Here is a 15101-nt window from a genome sequence, read left to right on the forward strand (position 1 = left end):
GGTTCGAGAAAACCGAATGCTAGGTGCGGCTGGGGCTGGTGTCTATGCCGCGCGGGTTTGCCCATACTCGCCGCTTGCCAATTTGAAAATATAGGAAGCTTTCACATGTTCTACGCACTCAACTGGTTTCTTTCATTGGCGCTTTTGGCCCTGTTGTCTCTGGCATGCTGGGGAATGCATGCGGTCACGGTCTGGGTGGTGTCCAGCGCGGGCGCATTGGCCAGCGGCAGCGCGGTGGCAAACGCCATCCTGGTGCCAGGCTGGCTCAAGGCCTGGATGCCCCCAGAGTTGATGGGCCAGTGGGAGGCCTTCGTATCATCTGTGGGCCCCATGGTGCAAGCTGTGCTGGAGGCCGTGCCTGCTCTTGCAGGGGGCGTCACCTTCCTGGCCTGGGTGCTGTGGGGCCTGGGTGCCGTGCTGCTGGTGGCACTGGCGGTCGGTATCCACATCCTGATTGCACTGGCAAAGCGCCATAACGGTGGCCCTGGCGCGGCCAAAGCGGCACTGGTGCGCTGAACGAGGCAGCGCAGCCCTTGCACGGGCTGCGTCACATTCCGGGTATGTTGGCGTGGCGCTTCTGCATCAATGGTTTTCCGTCTCATCGGGGCGGCTGGGGTTGAGCCGCTCCATGAACAAATCCACCAGAGCACGCAGCCGTGGCAGCCTGCGCAAATCCCGGTGATAACCCAGCCAAACGTCGCGCCCTGGCGGAGCCTTGGCGCCTTCCAGCCTTTGCAACCCGGGGTGTGAATCACCCAACGGGCACGGCAACACGGCCAGGCCCGCGCCCGATGCACAGGCCACCGCCTGCACGTGCCGGTTGTTGCTGCGAAACGTGATGCGCGCAGAGGGAAAGGCCTCGCGCAGCCACGCTGCGTCCGGCATTTCGCTGAAGCCCAGGTCCATCGTGATGAGGCGAACGTTGGCCCCGTCTTGGTGTACATCTGCGCCGCGCTGGGTGTACAGCGCGTAGGGCACATGCATCAGCCGCCGCTGTATGACGTCGGGTTCGTCAAAAGGAACAATCCGCGCCACCAGGTCTGCCTCGCGGCGTGCCAGACTGAACAGGCGCGCATCGGTCAGGAGTTCGATGGTGACCCGAGGGTGGTGGTTGGTAAACGCTGCGCAAAGGGGCGCCAGCACGTGCAGACCAAACCAGTCGGAGGTCGATAACCGCAGGCTGCCTTCCAGCTGTTGATCTGCGCCATCCAGTTGCCTGGAGAACGACAGTGCCTGCGCCTCCATACCATCGGCATGGCTCCGCACGGCGGCCCCCTCGTCGGTCAACACGAAGCCCTCGGAGGTTCGCTGGAACAGGGTGTGGCCCAGAGAAAGCTCCAACGCCTTCAACCTGCGGCCCATGGTGGGCTGGCTTCGTTTAAGCGCGCGGCCTGCCGCACCCAGCGTGCCGTGCCGGGCAATGGCCAAGAACACCTGCACGTCATCCCAATTCATCGGCTGCATCATGCAAAAGTGAATGAACGAGTTTCAATCTTGTGGATTTTCATTCAAAAGCGAACGGCAGACACTGGTGGCACTGTTCATTGCAAAGAAGGTAAACACCATGTCAACCTCTCCCACCCCCACCATGCAGGCGCTGGTACTCGCATCCCATCATGGTGCACTGACCCCCACCTGGTTGCCCCGGCCGCAGCCCGATGCGGGCCAAGTGCTGGTGCGTATCCATGCCAGCGGCGTGAACCCGCTGGACACCAAGATCCATGCGGGCGCGGCCGAGCATGCCCGGCAACCTCTTCCTGCCATTCTGGGCATGGACCTTGCCGGAGTGATCGAGGAGGTTGGGCGTGGCGTTTCACGCTTCCAAGTGGGTGACGAGGTGTACGGCTTCACGGGCGGCATTGGCGGTTTGCAAGGTAGCCTGGCGCAGTATGCCGCCGTCGATGCCAGACTGATTGCACGCAAGCCCGCCAATGTGACGATGCGCGAGGCAGCAGCCCTGCCGCTGGTTTTCATCACCGCCTGGGAGGGCTTGGTGGACCGCGCCAAGGTGGGCGGTGGACACAAGGTGCTGGTGCACGGCGGCGCCGGGGGTGTGGGCCATGTGGCGGTGCAGCTGGCCCGCGCGCGTGGTGCCGATGTGTTTGCCACGGGTACGGCGGCGCAGGCCGGTTACATACGGTCCATCGGCGCCACGCCGATTGACTACGAAACGACCTCGGTAGAGGCGTATGTCAACGCGTTTACGGAGGGCAAGGGCTTCGACATCGTGTACGACACGGTCGGGGGCCCCGTGCTGGACGCGTCCTTCCTGGCCGTTCGCCGTTACTCCGGCCATGTGGTGACCTCTTTGGGCTGGGGCACCCACAAGCTGGGGCCTCTGTCGTTCCGGGGTGCCACCTTCTCGGGGGTGTTCACGCTGCTGCCCATCCTCACGGGGCAGTTCCGCGAGCACCATGGCGAGATCATGGAACAGGCCACCGCGCTGGCGGAAGCTGGACAGTTGAAGCCCTTGCTCGATTCCACTACCTTCACGCTCGACACGGCCGAAGAGGCGCACGCTCTGATATCGGGCGGCCGCGCCCGTGGCAAGGTGGTGGTGAGCGTGCTGGCATGAGCAAACTTCGTGCTGAAAGCGCCAGTTCGTCAGCCGGTATGGACAGCATGGAAAACAGGGGCCGTGGTGCGATGGGCCCAACCCATGAACACCTTCGCCAGGTGGCCGATGTCTTGATCACGGCCACCAACGCTTTTGATGTGGAGCGCGCGTTAAGCCTGTTCGTGCACGATGCGGTGATCGACGACCCATCCACCGGCCACCGCTTTGATGGCCATGCCGGAATACGCCGTTACATCGAACAGTATTTCGTTGGCTATCACACGGTGACCCGGTTCCTTTCGATGAAGCGGCTTGGTCGCCGGCGGGCGGTGGTGAGGGTCGATTTCACGGGGGATTTCGGCCAAGAGATTGGCACGCTCGATATCACCGTGGATGCCAAGGGTTTGATTACCCGCATGGACGCAGATCTTGAATGATCTGACAGCTTTCTGGGCCGCGCGACTGCCCACCAGGGCTTGTGTGTGACGCCAGATTGCTGGCGGCGGCTCTGGTGTGTGTCGATGCAAAATTTCATCAAAAAAAGGCCTGCAGCGCTAGGCAATCAAGCGAAAAAAGCTATCAAAAAGAGAGCGTTTTAGCGGCTCAACGCGGCAAACACCCCGCGAACCCTTTCGGCCCCGCCGCATCCACATCCGCCAGCGTCAGGGCGTCCAGCCGGTCGTTTTGCCCCGGTATCTTGGTCAGCCGCTGGCCGTTCTGCCAGCGCCATTGTTTGCCGTCAAAGCTGTAGATGAAGGTGTGGGTGCGGTTGGAGAGCAAGTGCGCCGGGGTCAGCGTGATGGCCTGGGCGGCGGCTTCGGTGGTGGCGGTGGCCTGCGCCTCGTTGTCTTTGATGACGATCTTGCCCACGTAGGGGGTCACCGCTGATTCGGTGCGGGTGACCTCGGGCTGTACCAGGGCGGGGCTGTATCCGGTCTTGATCCATTCGCCGCTGCCCCCGGGGCGCACATGGGGCTCGCGCGCAGCAAGGGCCTGGGTGCACGCTGCCGCCAGCGCGTCAAAACCTGTCTGCGCGGGGCCGCTGGCTTCGGGCCTTTTGCAGCCCAGCAGGGGCAGAGTCAGCGTAGCGGCCATCAGAAGGAGAGTAGAGCGCAGGGGCGAGGGCATGGTCATCAAGGCGATGGGGCGATGGGGCGGTGGGGCGGTGGGGTGGAAGGCAGGCGATGTGAAGGGGGAAAGCTCCCAGCCTCCTCTATCGACGGTGGGGCATTGTGTGCCGCTGCGCAGGGTGGGGCTTGATGGAAGTCAACTCGCCAATCAATTCTGCGCATCCGTCGGCATCAAAGCGGCTGCATCGCCCTGGTACCAGCGCGCCTGGGCGGTGGGGGCTTTCAGGGCGGCCAGCACGGCGGCGTTCAGCTCGTGGGCGCTGGCGGGCAGGTGATGGTCGCGGTAGGCCAGGGCGGTGCCCGCCATCAGGGCTTCGGCATCGACCAGCAGGCGCAGGTTTTGCGGGATGGTGGCGGATTGTTCTGCGCAGAGGGGGGCCGACAGCGAGTGTGCCTTGCGGCAGGCGGCGGGGCGCACGGGGTAGATGCTGCAGCGGTCATCCACGAGAAAGCTGCAGGCCTGGCGTGCGGGGTTGGTGGGGTTGAGCGCTGCGGTGGCCACATGCCGCTGCAGAGCGCTGAGGGCATCGGCCAATGCCTCTGCGGGCTGGGCACGCAGGTACTGGGCGATGTGGAAGACCTCGGGCTCGGTCGCTTCGACCCGCAGGTGGCAGCAGTGGGCGCAACCGGCCTGGCAGGCGGGCTGGGGGCCGGTGGCGCGGGCCTGTTCGGCCACAGTGTCCAGCCCCCGGTGCAGTTGCGCGATGAAGGCCACGGTGTCATCCGCGCCTTGTGACTGCCGCAGCACCTGCGCTGCCCGCTGCCGCACGCGGGCGATGGATTGCAGGAAGGCGGAGCGCTCGTCGTCGGTCAGCATGGGCGGTTGGCGGGGGGGAAGGTGGCTGTGCCCCGCACCTTAGCGCGTTTGCCACCACGCGGGCAGCAGGCTGCGCACCTGTGCCTGTGCAAAGCGCTCGTCCATCAGGTGCACCACGCCTTCGTCGCTGGGCGTGCGGATCACGCGACCAGCGGCCTGCACCACCTTTTGCAGGCCGGGGTAGAGGTAGGTGTAGTCATAGCCCGCGCCAAACAGCGCCTGCATGCGCTCGCGGATCTGCTCGTTGACAGGGTTGACCTGCGGCAGGCCCAGCGTGGCGACGAATGCGCCTATCAGCCGCTGGCCGGGCAGGTCGATGCCCTCGGCAAACGCGCCGCCCAGCACGGCAAAGGCAATGCCCTGGCTGGTGTCGGTAAAGCGAGCCAGAAACTCGCGCTGCTCGCCTTCGAGCATGCGGCGCGACTGGCACCAGTGCGGCACATCGGGGTGCTGCTGCGCAAACAGCGCGCCGGCTTGCTGCAGATAGTCATAGCTGCTGAAAAACGCCAGGTAGTTGCCGGGCCGCGCACGGAACTGCTGCGCCATCAGCGCCGCAATCGGCGCCAGCGATGCCGCGCGGTGCGGGTAGCGCGTGGAGATGTGGCGCGCCACCTGCACCTGCAGCTGGTGTGCCGCAAAGGGCGATTCCACATCCACCCACACATGGTCCTCAGGTAGGCCCAGCAGGTCGGCGTAGTAGCGCGCAGGCTGCAGCGTGGCCGAGAACAAGGTGCTGGTGTGTGCCGCTGCGAGGCGGGGTTGCAAGAAGGGCGCGGGCACCACGTTGCGGATGCAAACCACGGAATCGCCGGGTTTGGAGGACCGCTGGTGGTGCGCGGCAGAAGCCTGGGTGATGTCCACCATCGAATGTGCATCGAGCAGGTCGGCCATGCGCTGCAGGTGCAGGGCGTCGAAATAGAAGGTCTGCAGCGCGCCGTCTGGCTCCGTGGGGTGGTCGGTGAAGTGTTCAGTGAGGGTGGTGGTGCACTGCTGCAGCGCGGCCAGCAGCTTGTCGGGGAAGGTTTCGAGCACCGTGTAAGGCACCGGGTGCGCCTTGTCCAGCGCCACCCAGGCGCGGCGCACCTTGTCCAGCGCCTTCTTCACCGGCGCATGCTGCGCAGCGGTGTGGCTGCTGCGGGCCTGGGCCAAGGCGGCGGGGTGCAGCTCGGCCGCGAACATCTTGCGGCCGCGCTCCACCAGGTTGTGCGCCTCGTCCACCAGCAGCGCCGTGCGCCACTGGTTGGCCTGGGCCAGGCCGTGCAGCAGGCCGCCCAGGTCAAAGTAATAGTTGTAGTCGCCCACCACCACATCAGCCCAGCGGGCCAGTTCCTGGCTCAGGTAGTAGGGGCAGACATCGTGCTGCAGGGCTACCTCACGCACGCGGGCTTGTTGCAAAGCGGTGACGGTTTTTCCTTCGATGGTGGTGGCCACCGCAGCGGCGCGTGCAGCAGGCAGCCGGTCGTAAAAGCCCCGGGCCAGCGGGCAGGATTCGCCGTGGCAGGCCTTGTCCGGGTGTTCACAGGCCTTGTCGCGCGCCACCAGCTCCAGCACGCGCAGGGGCAGCGCCGGTGCGCTGTCGGCCAGGCGCGCCAGCGCATCCAGCGCCATCTGCCGCCCCGAGGTTTTGGCGGCCAGAAAGAACACCTTGTCGATGTGCTGCGCTGGCGCTGCCTTGAGCAGCGGGAACAGCGTGCCCATGGTCTTGCCAATGCCCGTGGGCGCCTGGGCCAGCAGGCAGCGGCCCGCCACTGCCGCCTTGTAAACGGCCTCGGCCAGCGGGCGCTGGCCGGTGCGAAAGTCGCCAAAGGGAAACGCCAAGGTGGTCAGTGCCGCATCGCGTGCGGCACGGTGGGCCACCTGCTGTTCGGCCCAGGCAATGAAGCGCTGGCACTGGGCCTCGAAGTGCTGGCGCAGGTCGTCGGCGCTGCAGTGTTCGGTGAACACCGTCTCCTGCTGCGTGCCCACGTCCAGATACACCAGCGCCACGTCGATGTGCGCCAGCTGCTCCTGCTCGCACAGCAGCCAGCCATACACCTTGGCCTGCGCCCAGTGCAGGTGGCGGTGCGATGCGGGTTGGCGGTCCAGCCGCCCTTTGAAGGTCTTGACCTCGTCGATGCGCTGCTGCGCGGGGTCGTAGCCATCGGCCCGGCCGCGCACGCGCAGGCTTTGGTAACTGCCGCTCAGTGCCACCTCGGCGCGGTAGCCTGCACCCCGGCGCGACGCTGCCACCGCATGGCCCGCCATGCCCTCCAGCGCGGTGGGTGCGGGCGTAAAGCGCAGGTCCAGGTCGCCTTGCTTGGCGGTGAACTCGCACAGCTCGCGCACCGCCACGGTATAGGTCATGGCGGGGTGGTCGGGGTGTCAGTGGCGGGAGGAGCAGGCTCGCCCAAACGGGTCTGAGCCATGTCGTCATCGCTGCGCAGCGGCGTGGCCTTGCACAGCGCCATCCACACAGAGAAGGGCAGGGTGCAGCGGTTGTGCCGCGCGGGGCGCAGCAGCTCAAAGCGCCCGTCATCCACGCTGCCGTGCAATACCCAAATGCCGAAGTGCTCGGGGATCTCTTCGGGCTCGGCTATGCCCGCCGGGAAGACGTAGTAGCACTCCTCGCACAACCACTGATAGGCCTGCCGCTTGGCATCGTGCCGCAGGTCCGACAGCAGGTCGGCGCGGCTCGCCTTCACCTCGTGCACCATGGGCTGCAGGTAGGCGGGCACAGAGGTATTGCGCACCGAGAACAGATCGGGCCGGGCCATGCGCCACACATTGGCAGCGGCGCGGGCAGCCGGGGCGTGGTCATCTTCGGCCCACAGCGGCGCCATGGCGGGCGCAGTGTTGGCGGGCGCATCGGGCGCGGCAGCAGGCGGCACCACATCCCCCACCGGCACGGTGTCGATCACCGCGCGCAGTGACAACTCCGCCCACACAATGCGGCCCGCCGCCAGCAACTGCGCCGCAAACTTCTGTCCCAACCGATCGTGCAGGCTCAGCGCCCGCACGCCGCGCTGGCGGGCTTGCGCCAGGGTGCGGATGCCTTGGTCGGTGAGACGCAGGGTTTCACAACCATCGGGCGCAATGTGCAGGTGGATGAGGCCCGCTGACAGCAGGTCAATCTCCAACCCGTCCTTGCTCGGCCACCCCGCCGAGCGCCAGATCTGCATCAGGCGCGTGCGGTGAAAGCGGGTGATGGGGGTGGCGGGCGGGGAGTTCGAAGTGGGGGAGGGCAGCACCGTCATGGTGGGGTGGGTGGGCTGGCGTAGCACTGATTTTAATCACAGTGTCTGGCGGGTACTGCTTTTTGGATGAGAGGACAGGGGGAGCAGAGAAATTTGGGTCAAATTGGCCCCTGCCGCTCTACAGATAAGCGCTAGTAGCTATTGAAATAGGAGCGTTCTCGCTATGACATTGCGAGAGGGAAGAAATGAGTCTTCCGGGGCTTGCATGAGGATGCACTTGCTGGGTATGAGGCAAACAATCGGAAGTTGTTGGTATGCGGCCGTCCATGCAGCGGGCAAATTCGAAGCTGCTGCGAGAGGCTGCAATGCAGCGGAGGACTAAACCGCTCGCGCGGTAGCCCACCGCGAAGGCCCTGACACAGAGTAAACATCGCGCCCTTGTCTATGTTGGCGAGCGAGGCAATCGGCCTCGTTCTTCGACAGGAGCACGATCATGATCCCTTCGACCCTCTCCATCTCGCCGCTGCGCCAACGCATGCTTGAGGACATGCGAATGCGCAAGCTGGAGCCTCGCACGCAACAAGCCTACATCCGTGCTGTACGCAAGCTGGCGGCCTATCTCAAGCGCTCGCCCGACGCGGTCACAGTGGAAGACCTGCGCAATTTCCAGCTCCATCTGGTGGACACGGGCTCATCCCCCGTGACGCTCAACGCCACGCTCACCGGACTGAAGTTCTTCTTTGACATCACTCTCGGACGCATCGAGCTGATGGCCAAGATGCAGCCCGTGAAGCTGCCTCGCACCTTGCCTGTGGTTCTGAGCTGCGAGGAGGTTTCACGCCTTCTGGCTGCGGCCCGCAACATCAAGCACCAAGTGGCCCTGTCGGACGCCTATGGCGCAGGTCTTCGCGCCAGCGAGGTCGTCCGCCTGAGGGTCACCGATGTGGACAGCCAGCGCATGACGCTGCGTGTGGAGCAAGGCAAGGGTGCCAAGGACCGCTACGCCATGCTCAGCCCTGTCTTGCTGCAGCGCCTGCGCACCTGGTGGCATCGCGCCCATGCCCAGGGCAAGATGCTGCCCGGCGGTTGGCTGTTCCCGGGCATGACGCCCTTGGAACCCCTCTCGATTCGCCAGCTCAACCGCGCCGTTCATGCTGCGGCCCAGGCCGCTGGGATCAATAAGCGCGTCACAACCCACACCCTGCGCCACAGCTTTGCCACGCATCTGCTGGAACGCAAGGTCGATATCCGCGTGATCCAGGTGCTGCTGGGGCACAAGAAGCTGGAGACCACATCGATCTACGCTCACGTAGCGACTGACCTGCTGCGCGAGGTGATCGGCCCGCTGGAGCCCATGCCACCGGCCTGAAGGTGCGCGCGTGCAGCGGCCCTCTCTGGAGGTCGCCGACATCTTCCACCAGCACGGCGGCGCTTGGCGTGACAGCCAGCGCGGCCACTTGAGCCTGTCTCAACTCAAGGTCATGTCGGCCATCGAGCAGTGCCGCACAGCGGCACTGGGTGGACATGTCTTGCGCTGCGATGGTTGTGCCACCGAGCTGGTCTCCTACAACTGCTGCCGCAATCGCCACTGCCCCAAGTGCCAAAGCGCTGCAGCCAAGCGCTGGCTTGATGCCCGCCAGGCTGATCTGTTGCCCGTGGAGTATTACCACGTGGTCTTCACGCTGCCCGCGCCCATTGCCGATCTGGCGTACCAGAACAAGGCCGAACTCTATGGGTTGCTGTTTGACGTAGCCGCCGAGGTATTGCAGACCATCGCGGCAGACCCCAAGCATCTGGGGGCGCGCATTGGTGCCACGCTGGTGCTGCATACCTGGGGTTCTGCACTGACGCATCACCCGCATGTGCATGGCATCGTGCCAGGCGGTGGACTGGCTCCTGACGGCAAGTCCTGGGTGGCTTGCCGAGTGGGGTTCTTCCTGCCGGTGCGCGTGCTGTCCAGGCTGATGCGGCGGCGCTTTATCGAAGAGCTGCTGCGCCTGCACGATGCGGATCGGTTGAGGTTCTTTGGCGAACTGGCGGCGTTGGCTGATGGTGCCTGCTTCAACCAGTGGCTGGCACCGATGCGCCAATGCGAGTGGGTGGTCTACGCCAAGCGGCCGTTCGCTGGCCCCCAGGCGGTGCTGGCCTACCTGTCGCGCTATACGCACCGGGTGGCTATCTCCAATAGCCGACTCATTGCGATGGATGAGCGCGGGGTAAGTTTTAAATGGAAGGACTACCGGACCAAGGGGAGCACGCGTCACAAGACCATGGCGCTGGCGCCCCAGGAGTTCATGCGCAGATTCCTGCTGCATGTGCTGCCTGGCGGTTTCCACCGCATCCGCCACTATGGCTTGCTGGCCAATGGCAACCGCAGGGAATGCCTTGCGCTGGCGCGCCAGTTGCTGGACGTCGCTCCTGGCCAAGCCGCAGCCCCACCGGGCAACGACGGGCAAGATGATGGGCACTCCAGCGCAGCGCTACCAATCTTTGTCTGTCGGCGCTGCGGAAACCCGATGATCATCTTGCACAGTTGGATGCGCGGGCAGGCCATTCGGGCGCCACCTCCATCATGAACAGTCCCCTAAACCACCACTTGCCTTGGATGTCGATGCGCTTGGGCCCGTCGGCGGGATTGGTGCGTGCCCGGCGCTGCAAATGGCGGTCCAGAACGTATGCCGCGCCCAGCGAAAGGTGCGCCATCGCAGTTGCACCAGGCCCCACCCACACACATTGGCACACCAGCCCCACTTGCCTGCGGGTCTTGGTCGTCAAGCCGTTGCCCAAATCCCCATAGCGTTTGCGCCCTGAACACCTGCGTTGGCGTTCTTCGCGGTTTCCTCCCCCGAGGCTTGTGCGACACCTGCCCTCAGGCCGGGGGAGATCGTCGCTCGGAGGTGTTCTGGGCAGGTATCTCACAACCCTAAACATTAGCAGTCAGTCAATCTCTGCCGCTACAGCGGAGAGGCACAACTGCAGGTTTCCCGAATGATTAAATCTCCGTCTGCTGGGATATTTCAAGGGCATCCTTCCATTCGATGACGAGGTACCTTAACTCGACCCCAGCTTGGAGTATCCGAGGAGCAGTTGGAAGGTGCGCAGGTTCTTAGTTTGCTTGTAGATCAGCCTGGCTTTGGTTCTACGCATTGAGTGCGATCCGTATTCGGAACGGTCGAGGCCTAGTTTATTGACCCAATGCCCAAGGATTCGAGCGTATAGGTGCTGCGGAGGGCTACGGCTGAACAAGCCGTCCTCATGCAAGACGAGACCAATCGACCAGTGCAGTTCGAGATCACCCTGGTTACCCGGGACTCCTTGCATGCATGGGTTAAACAGGCTGGATTGAAGCCCGAAAGCTTCCTGTTTCCCAGTCGGCATAACTCTCAAAATCTCGGCACTCGCCAGTACGATCAATTACGACATAGTGACGGTCAGAGGCGGCGAGAAGCCCACCCCGTCGGCCAGGTCGGTCACGCTCAGGATCAGCGTGTGCGTGCCAGCGGCCAGCGGCTCGGGGTGCAGGGCACTGTCCGGTGCCAGGGTGATGGGCTTGCCGAAGGTGATGGCCAGGCCGCCGCCGGGCTCCTGCACGGGTTCCTGGGTCTGCACGTCGTAGAGGAGGTGGAGGGGCTCCACCGTGTCACCTGCGTAGAGGTGGTGGTCCACGCGATCGGGCTGTTCGTCGGGGTCGTCCAGGTCGATATCGCGCGCGCCGATGATGGTGCCCTTCAGCTCTTCCGTGTCCGGGTCGGGCTCGCATTGGATCAGGAGCAGCACGATACGCGCAGCGCTGTCGCCCGTGCGGCTTTGCAGGCGCACGGGTGCGCCGAGCATCGCTGATTGAAGGTCGCCGTCTTCGTCCGTTTGCCGGCTCAGGGTGTAGAGCAGCAGGGGCTGGCCGTCGAGCTGCAACCATGCATCCGTACTGTAATAGACCGTACCATAGCCCTTGCCGAGCTCGCTCTCGCCCGAGACGATGGGCGTGGTGCCGGTCACCTTGACCACGTTGGCGCCTACGGGCTGCACCTGCATCAGGTCGGCCAGTTGCACGCCGTACCGGGAGGCGATTTGGCCTGTGATGAATTCGCCAGTGGCTTGCAGGGGCTCCACGTAGATGACCGAGGGCATTTGCTGTGCTTGCTGGGTGTGGCGGTCCACCAGGCCCATGAACCCGGCGGGCATGCCGAACGTGTCGTACAACGCTCGGTGCTGTGCGGTGCGCTTGCCCAGGGGAAAGAAGATGCTCAAGCCGGTGGCGCTGCGCGCCATGGGTCCGGTGATATTGAAGAGGACGGCGTCTTGCAGCGCCTGCTGTAGAGCAGCCTGGGGGTCGGCAGCAATGCCTTGGTCGCGCAGCAGGGCGGCGAACTGGCCCAGATCCACCAGGTCGAGGGCGTCCTTCGTGGACGGACTTTCGCCGAAAGCGAGGGTGCTCAGGCGCGCCATGGCGACCTGCTTCCAGCGTTCGACGGTGTCGTCCACCGCGGCGGCTGCGGCGACCGGGGCCGTTCTGGCTGCCTTGGTCATCTGGCGGGGCGGCTGGAACATGGGGGGCCAGAAGATGCCTGCGCTGCCTGCCTTTGCCAGCTTGGGGGCGCTGTCGTGGTAGGCGTGTACCGCGCTGGCCCATTGGTCCAGCCGCTCCAGCAGGGCGGGGATACGCTCCAGGTCGATGATGCTGAAGGTGACCCTGTCCGACAACGACGAGACCAGGCTGCCGCCCGGGCTGCTGCGCATCTGCTTTTCGTAGAAGGCGTTGGCTGTCGCCTGGCCGAATTCCGGGACGCTGAGAGCGGGCTGGCGGGAGGCGGTCTCAGCCACGGTGGTCCAGTCCCAGCCCGAGCCGGGTTCCAGCTCCTGCGATGCGCCCAGATAGCGGGCGTAGGGCTGGAGTGTCTTGGCAATTTCCAGCGTAGCCATCAGGCAGGCGTCGAAGCCGATGTAGTCGAGGGTGACTCCCGTGGCGACCTTGGCGGCTTGCAGCGCCGCCGCCATGGTGTGCATTCGCATCATCGACTCGCCGTCAGGGAAGTTTTCGTCGCTGCCAAAGCCGAAGTAGCCGCTGCCGTGATTCCACAGTATCAGCATGGTGCGGTCGGCCGGGTAGGTGCGCACGCCCCAGGTCACAAAGTCTTGCAGCGTGCTGCCCCACACCATGTTCTGCGGGCCCAGGTCAGACAGCTCTTTGAGCTTGCCGTCAACCAGTTCGAAGCGCTTGACGGTTTTCCAGCTGGTGACGAGGCCCGCCGGGTCGACCTTGTCGCCCCCCCCCGTGGTGATGACGATGCGGGTGTGCGTCGAGCCCTTCGCGGCCAGCATCTCTAGCAGGTTGCTGGTGCCCGCGTTTCCTTTACTCTCCAGGTCGGAGCCCAGCAGGTAAACGAGCAGCGTGGTGCTGAGCGGCGCGCTGGAGTCGGGGCCACTGCCGCCGCAGGCGGCAAGCCCTCCCGCGAGCAGGGCGGCGGCGGTGCCAAGCATGTGGCGGCGTGAGAGGTTGTGCATGGTTTTCCTCGAGGCTGTAAAGATACAAACAATCAATCAGTGCGGTACCAGGCCGCGCTTGAATTGGTCGATGAGCGCGCGCGCCTTCTCAGGGTTCTTGTAAACCGGGGGTGTGCTGTCCGTTGCCTTGGCCTTGGCTTCGGGCACGGCGTCTGCGGCTGGCTCTTCTCCCTCCAGCGGCTTGCCTTGGCAGGTGGTTTCGCGCTGCGCAGGCGTTTCGCCCAGCAGGTGGGCCGTTACCTTCGGGTCGACGCAGGCGTCGCTGTAGGGGTAAACGCCGTGCTGAAAGTCACCCGCCACGTACACGCGGCGGGCACCGGGCAACTGGGCGAAGAAGCGGTTGGCGTCGTCGGTGTTGGTGGCCGCGTCGTACTGCGATTGCACGAACAGCACCGGGAGCTGTTGCATGGCTGCCGGATCGGGCTTGCGCACCGAGGGGCCGCCCCAGAACGCGCAGGCATCCAGCGCCAGCAGCCCGCCGAAGTGCATGGGCGCCTGCCGGGCGATGCGGCGCACCTTGGCGATCCACTCCGACAGGTCCGTCGTGCTGGGCGTGTCGTTGCAGCGGACCGCAACGCCGGTGGCGTCGTCGAGCCGGATGCTTTCCGCCTCAGGCTCCAGCCAGGTGCTACGGTAGTTGTCATAGAGTTTCCATGCCGTCTCGCGCAGTAGCACGTCGCGCGGCTCATTGCCGGGGGCGAAGGCGTGCAGCGCCAGCGCGTCCTGCACCGCATCGGCATCCGCTGCATCCGGCACGCTGAGCAGCGCTGAGTCCAGCCCCTGGGCCGCCGCGATGTGGCTCAGGTATCCGACAGCGCTGCCGCGGCTGTAGCTCAGCCGACTCAAGGGTCCGCCCAAGACAGCCTGCACGCGGGACGCGAGGCGGGGCATGACTGTGCGCACCTCAGCCTCGGTGGCTCCCAGGCGGAAGGCGTCTGGGTGGCGCGCGGCGTAGGGTGCCAGCACCTCGTCGAACAGGCGCTGGCGCGCGGGCGGCTGCCCGTGCAGCATTTGCTCCATGGAGGCGCTGAAGTCCGTCGCGCTGTCCAGCACCATGCGGCCCACCTTTTCAGGGAACAGGCTGGCGTACCACGCGCCGAGCCAGGTGCCGTAGGAGTAGCCCAAATAGTTGAGCTTCTCGTCGCCCAGCAGGCCACGAAGCAGATCCATGTCGCGTGCGGTGGCGTCGGTGTTGATGTACGGCGTGACGGGGTTGCGCGCGCAGGCTTCCGCCTGCTTGCGGCCGTTGTAGTGCACGTTGGCGATGTTCTCGGGCGTGTCCCACCCTGCAGCGCTGTAGTCGATGAAGCGCTCCAGTTCGTTGGTGGCGCAGGACAGCCGCGTGCTGGCCCCCACGCCGCGCGGCGAGAAGCCCACCATGTCGTATTCATCCAGCAGCCGCAACTGCTGTGCACCCTGCGGATTGACGGGATTGCTGTCCGCGAACGCAGTCCACAGCCTCAGCGTCATGGAAAGTCCGTCGATCCCCGGCCCGCCGGGGTTGAAGAACAGCACGCCGCGCCGCACCCCGGGCCGGCCTGCCGCCATGCGCATCACCGCCAGGGAGACATCGCCACGCTGGGGCTCGCTCCAGTCCATCGGCGCGCGTACCTGGGCACACTGCAGCCGCCCAGCGGGTGGCTCGATGTCGAGGCCGTCCAGGGGCCTGCTCAGAGTGGTGGGGTCGCATTCGGTCCACTGCACGGGCTGCGTGCGGTATTCGTTCAGCGGGTCGGGCGAACTGCCGCCGCCGCAGGCAGTGAGGGCAGCAGCCAGGGCCATGGCTGCAAGCCAGCGGGCGGGGTGGGGAGCGATGGGGGAGAGCACCACGCAGATTCCTTTTTTGATAGCAGCCAGCGCTTTCCAGTAAAGCGCCAGAGGCCAGAAAGCACCTCAAGATATGGGTGTGCATGGCGAAGAAT

12 protein-coding genes and 1 pseudogene are annotated in these 15101 nt (G+C 65.1%); 5 read left to right on the plus strand and 8 right to left on the minus strand.

Translation table 11 applies throughout. The features are described from left to right. Nucleotides 1-105 precede the first annotated feature (105 nt). Entirely contained in the window at nucleotides 106-516 is a 411-nt protein-coding gene (locus EXV95_RS02750; protein WP_176885724.1) for a hypothetical protein, read from the plus strand. Nucleotides 517-582: 66 nt separating this feature from the next. Here EXV95_RS02750 and EXV95_RS02755 read toward each other — a convergent pair whose 3' ends face one another. After that, entirely contained in the window at nucleotides 583-1455 is an 873-nt protein-coding gene (locus EXV95_RS02755) for a LysR family transcriptional regulator (protein WP_176885725.1), read from the minus strand. A gap of 109 nt (nucleotides 1456-1564) precedes the next feature. Between EXV95_RS02755 and EXV95_RS02760 the strand changes: the two genes are divergently transcribed. Continuing rightward, complete coding sequence (locus EXV95_RS02760) at nucleotides 1565-2575, plus strand: zinc-dependent alcohol dehydrogenase family protein (RefSeq protein WP_176885726.1); 1011 nt, start codon at nucleotides 1565-1567, stop codon at nucleotides 2573-2575. Beyond that, a complete protein-coding gene (locus EXV95_RS02765; RefSeq protein WP_255484898.1) occupies nucleotides 2572-2994 on the plus strand; it encodes a nuclear transport factor 2 family protein in 423 nt (140 codons plus the stop codon). Before EXV95_RS02760 ends, EXV95_RS02765 begins: the two co-directional genes overlap by 4 nt. Nucleotides 2995-3160: 166 nt before the next feature. Here the strand turns inward: EXV95_RS02765 and EXV95_RS02770 are convergent, their stop codons facing one another. The 4 genes from EXV95_RS02770 to EXV95_RS02785 all read right to left on the minus strand — a co-directional run bounded on the left by EXV95_RS02770 (nucleotide 3161) and on the right by EXV95_RS02785 (nucleotide 7737). Beyond that, a complete protein-coding gene (locus EXV95_RS02770; protein ID WP_176885727.1) occupies nucleotides 3161-3685 on the minus strand; it encodes a hypothetical protein in 525 nt (174 codons plus the stop codon). A gap of 150 nt (nucleotides 3686-3835) precedes the next feature. Further along, nucleotides 3836-4504 carry a YkgJ family cysteine cluster protein gene (locus EXV95_RS02775; protein WP_176885728.1) on the minus strand — a complete coding sequence of 223 codons (669 nt, stop codon included), beginning with the start codon at nucleotides 4502-4504 and terminating at the stop codon, nucleotides 3836-3838. A 39-nt stretch (nucleotides 4505-4543) separates the two neighbouring features. Further along, the gene (locus tag EXV95_RS02780) at nucleotides 4544-6847 is read right to left on the minus strand and encodes an ATP-dependent DNA helicase (protein ID WP_176885729.1); all 2304 of its coding nucleotides are present in this window, start codon (nucleotides 6845-6847) and stop codon (nucleotides 4544-4546) included. After that, the gene (locus EXV95_RS02785; protein ID WP_255484899.1) at nucleotides 6844-7737 is read right to left on the minus strand and encodes a hypothetical protein; all 894 of its coding nucleotides are present in this window, start codon (nucleotides 7735-7737) and stop codon (nucleotides 6844-6846) included. The genes EXV95_RS02780 and EXV95_RS02785 overlap by 4 nt, the downstream gene beginning before the upstream one ends. Nucleotides 7738-8170: 433 nt before the next feature. Here EXV95_RS02785 and EXV95_RS02790 point away from each other — a divergent pair, with 433 nt between their 5' ends. Further along, entirely contained in the window at nucleotides 8171-9046 is an 876-nt protein-coding gene (locus EXV95_RS02790; protein ID WP_176885730.1) for a site-specific integrase, read from the plus strand. 10 nt (nucleotides 9047-9056) lie between these two features. Then, nucleotides 9057-10253, plus strand: coding sequence for an IS91 family transposase (locus EXV95_RS02795; protein WP_176885731.1), 1197 nt, complete (start codon nucleotides 9057-9059; stop codon nucleotides 10251-10253). Nucleotides 10254-10669: 416 nt separating this feature from the next. On the opposite strand, the pseudogene EXV95_RS24835 reads toward EXV95_RS02795, so the two are convergent. The 3 genes and pseudogenes from EXV95_RS24835 to EXV95_RS02805 all read right to left on the minus strand — a co-directional run. Beyond that, nucleotides 10670-10893 (minus strand): annotated as a pseudogene (locus EXV95_RS24835) (integrase); the annotation flags it as partial. Nucleotides 10894-11091: 198 nt separating this feature from the next. Beyond that, nucleotides 11092-13179 (minus strand): clostripain-related cysteine peptidase, encoded by a 2088-nt coding sequence (locus EXV95_RS02800; protein ID WP_176885732.1) that lies wholly within the window; start codon nucleotides 13177-13179, stop codon nucleotides 11092-11094. Between the two features lie 36 nt (nucleotides 13180-13215). Beyond that, the gene (locus tag EXV95_RS02805) at nucleotides 13216-15006 is read right to left on the minus strand and encodes an alpha/beta fold hydrolase (protein WP_176885733.1); all 1791 of its coding nucleotides are present in this window, start codon (nucleotides 15004-15006) and stop codon (nucleotides 13216-13218) included. Between the last annotated feature and the right edge of the window lie 95 nt (nucleotides 15007-15101).

The sequence above is a fragment of the Acidovorax sp. JMULE5 genome (assembly GCF_013376875.1).
Taxonomy (GTDB): domain Bacteria; phylum Pseudomonadota; class Gammaproteobacteria; order Burkholderiales; family Burkholderiaceae_C; genus Acidovorax; species Acidovorax facilis.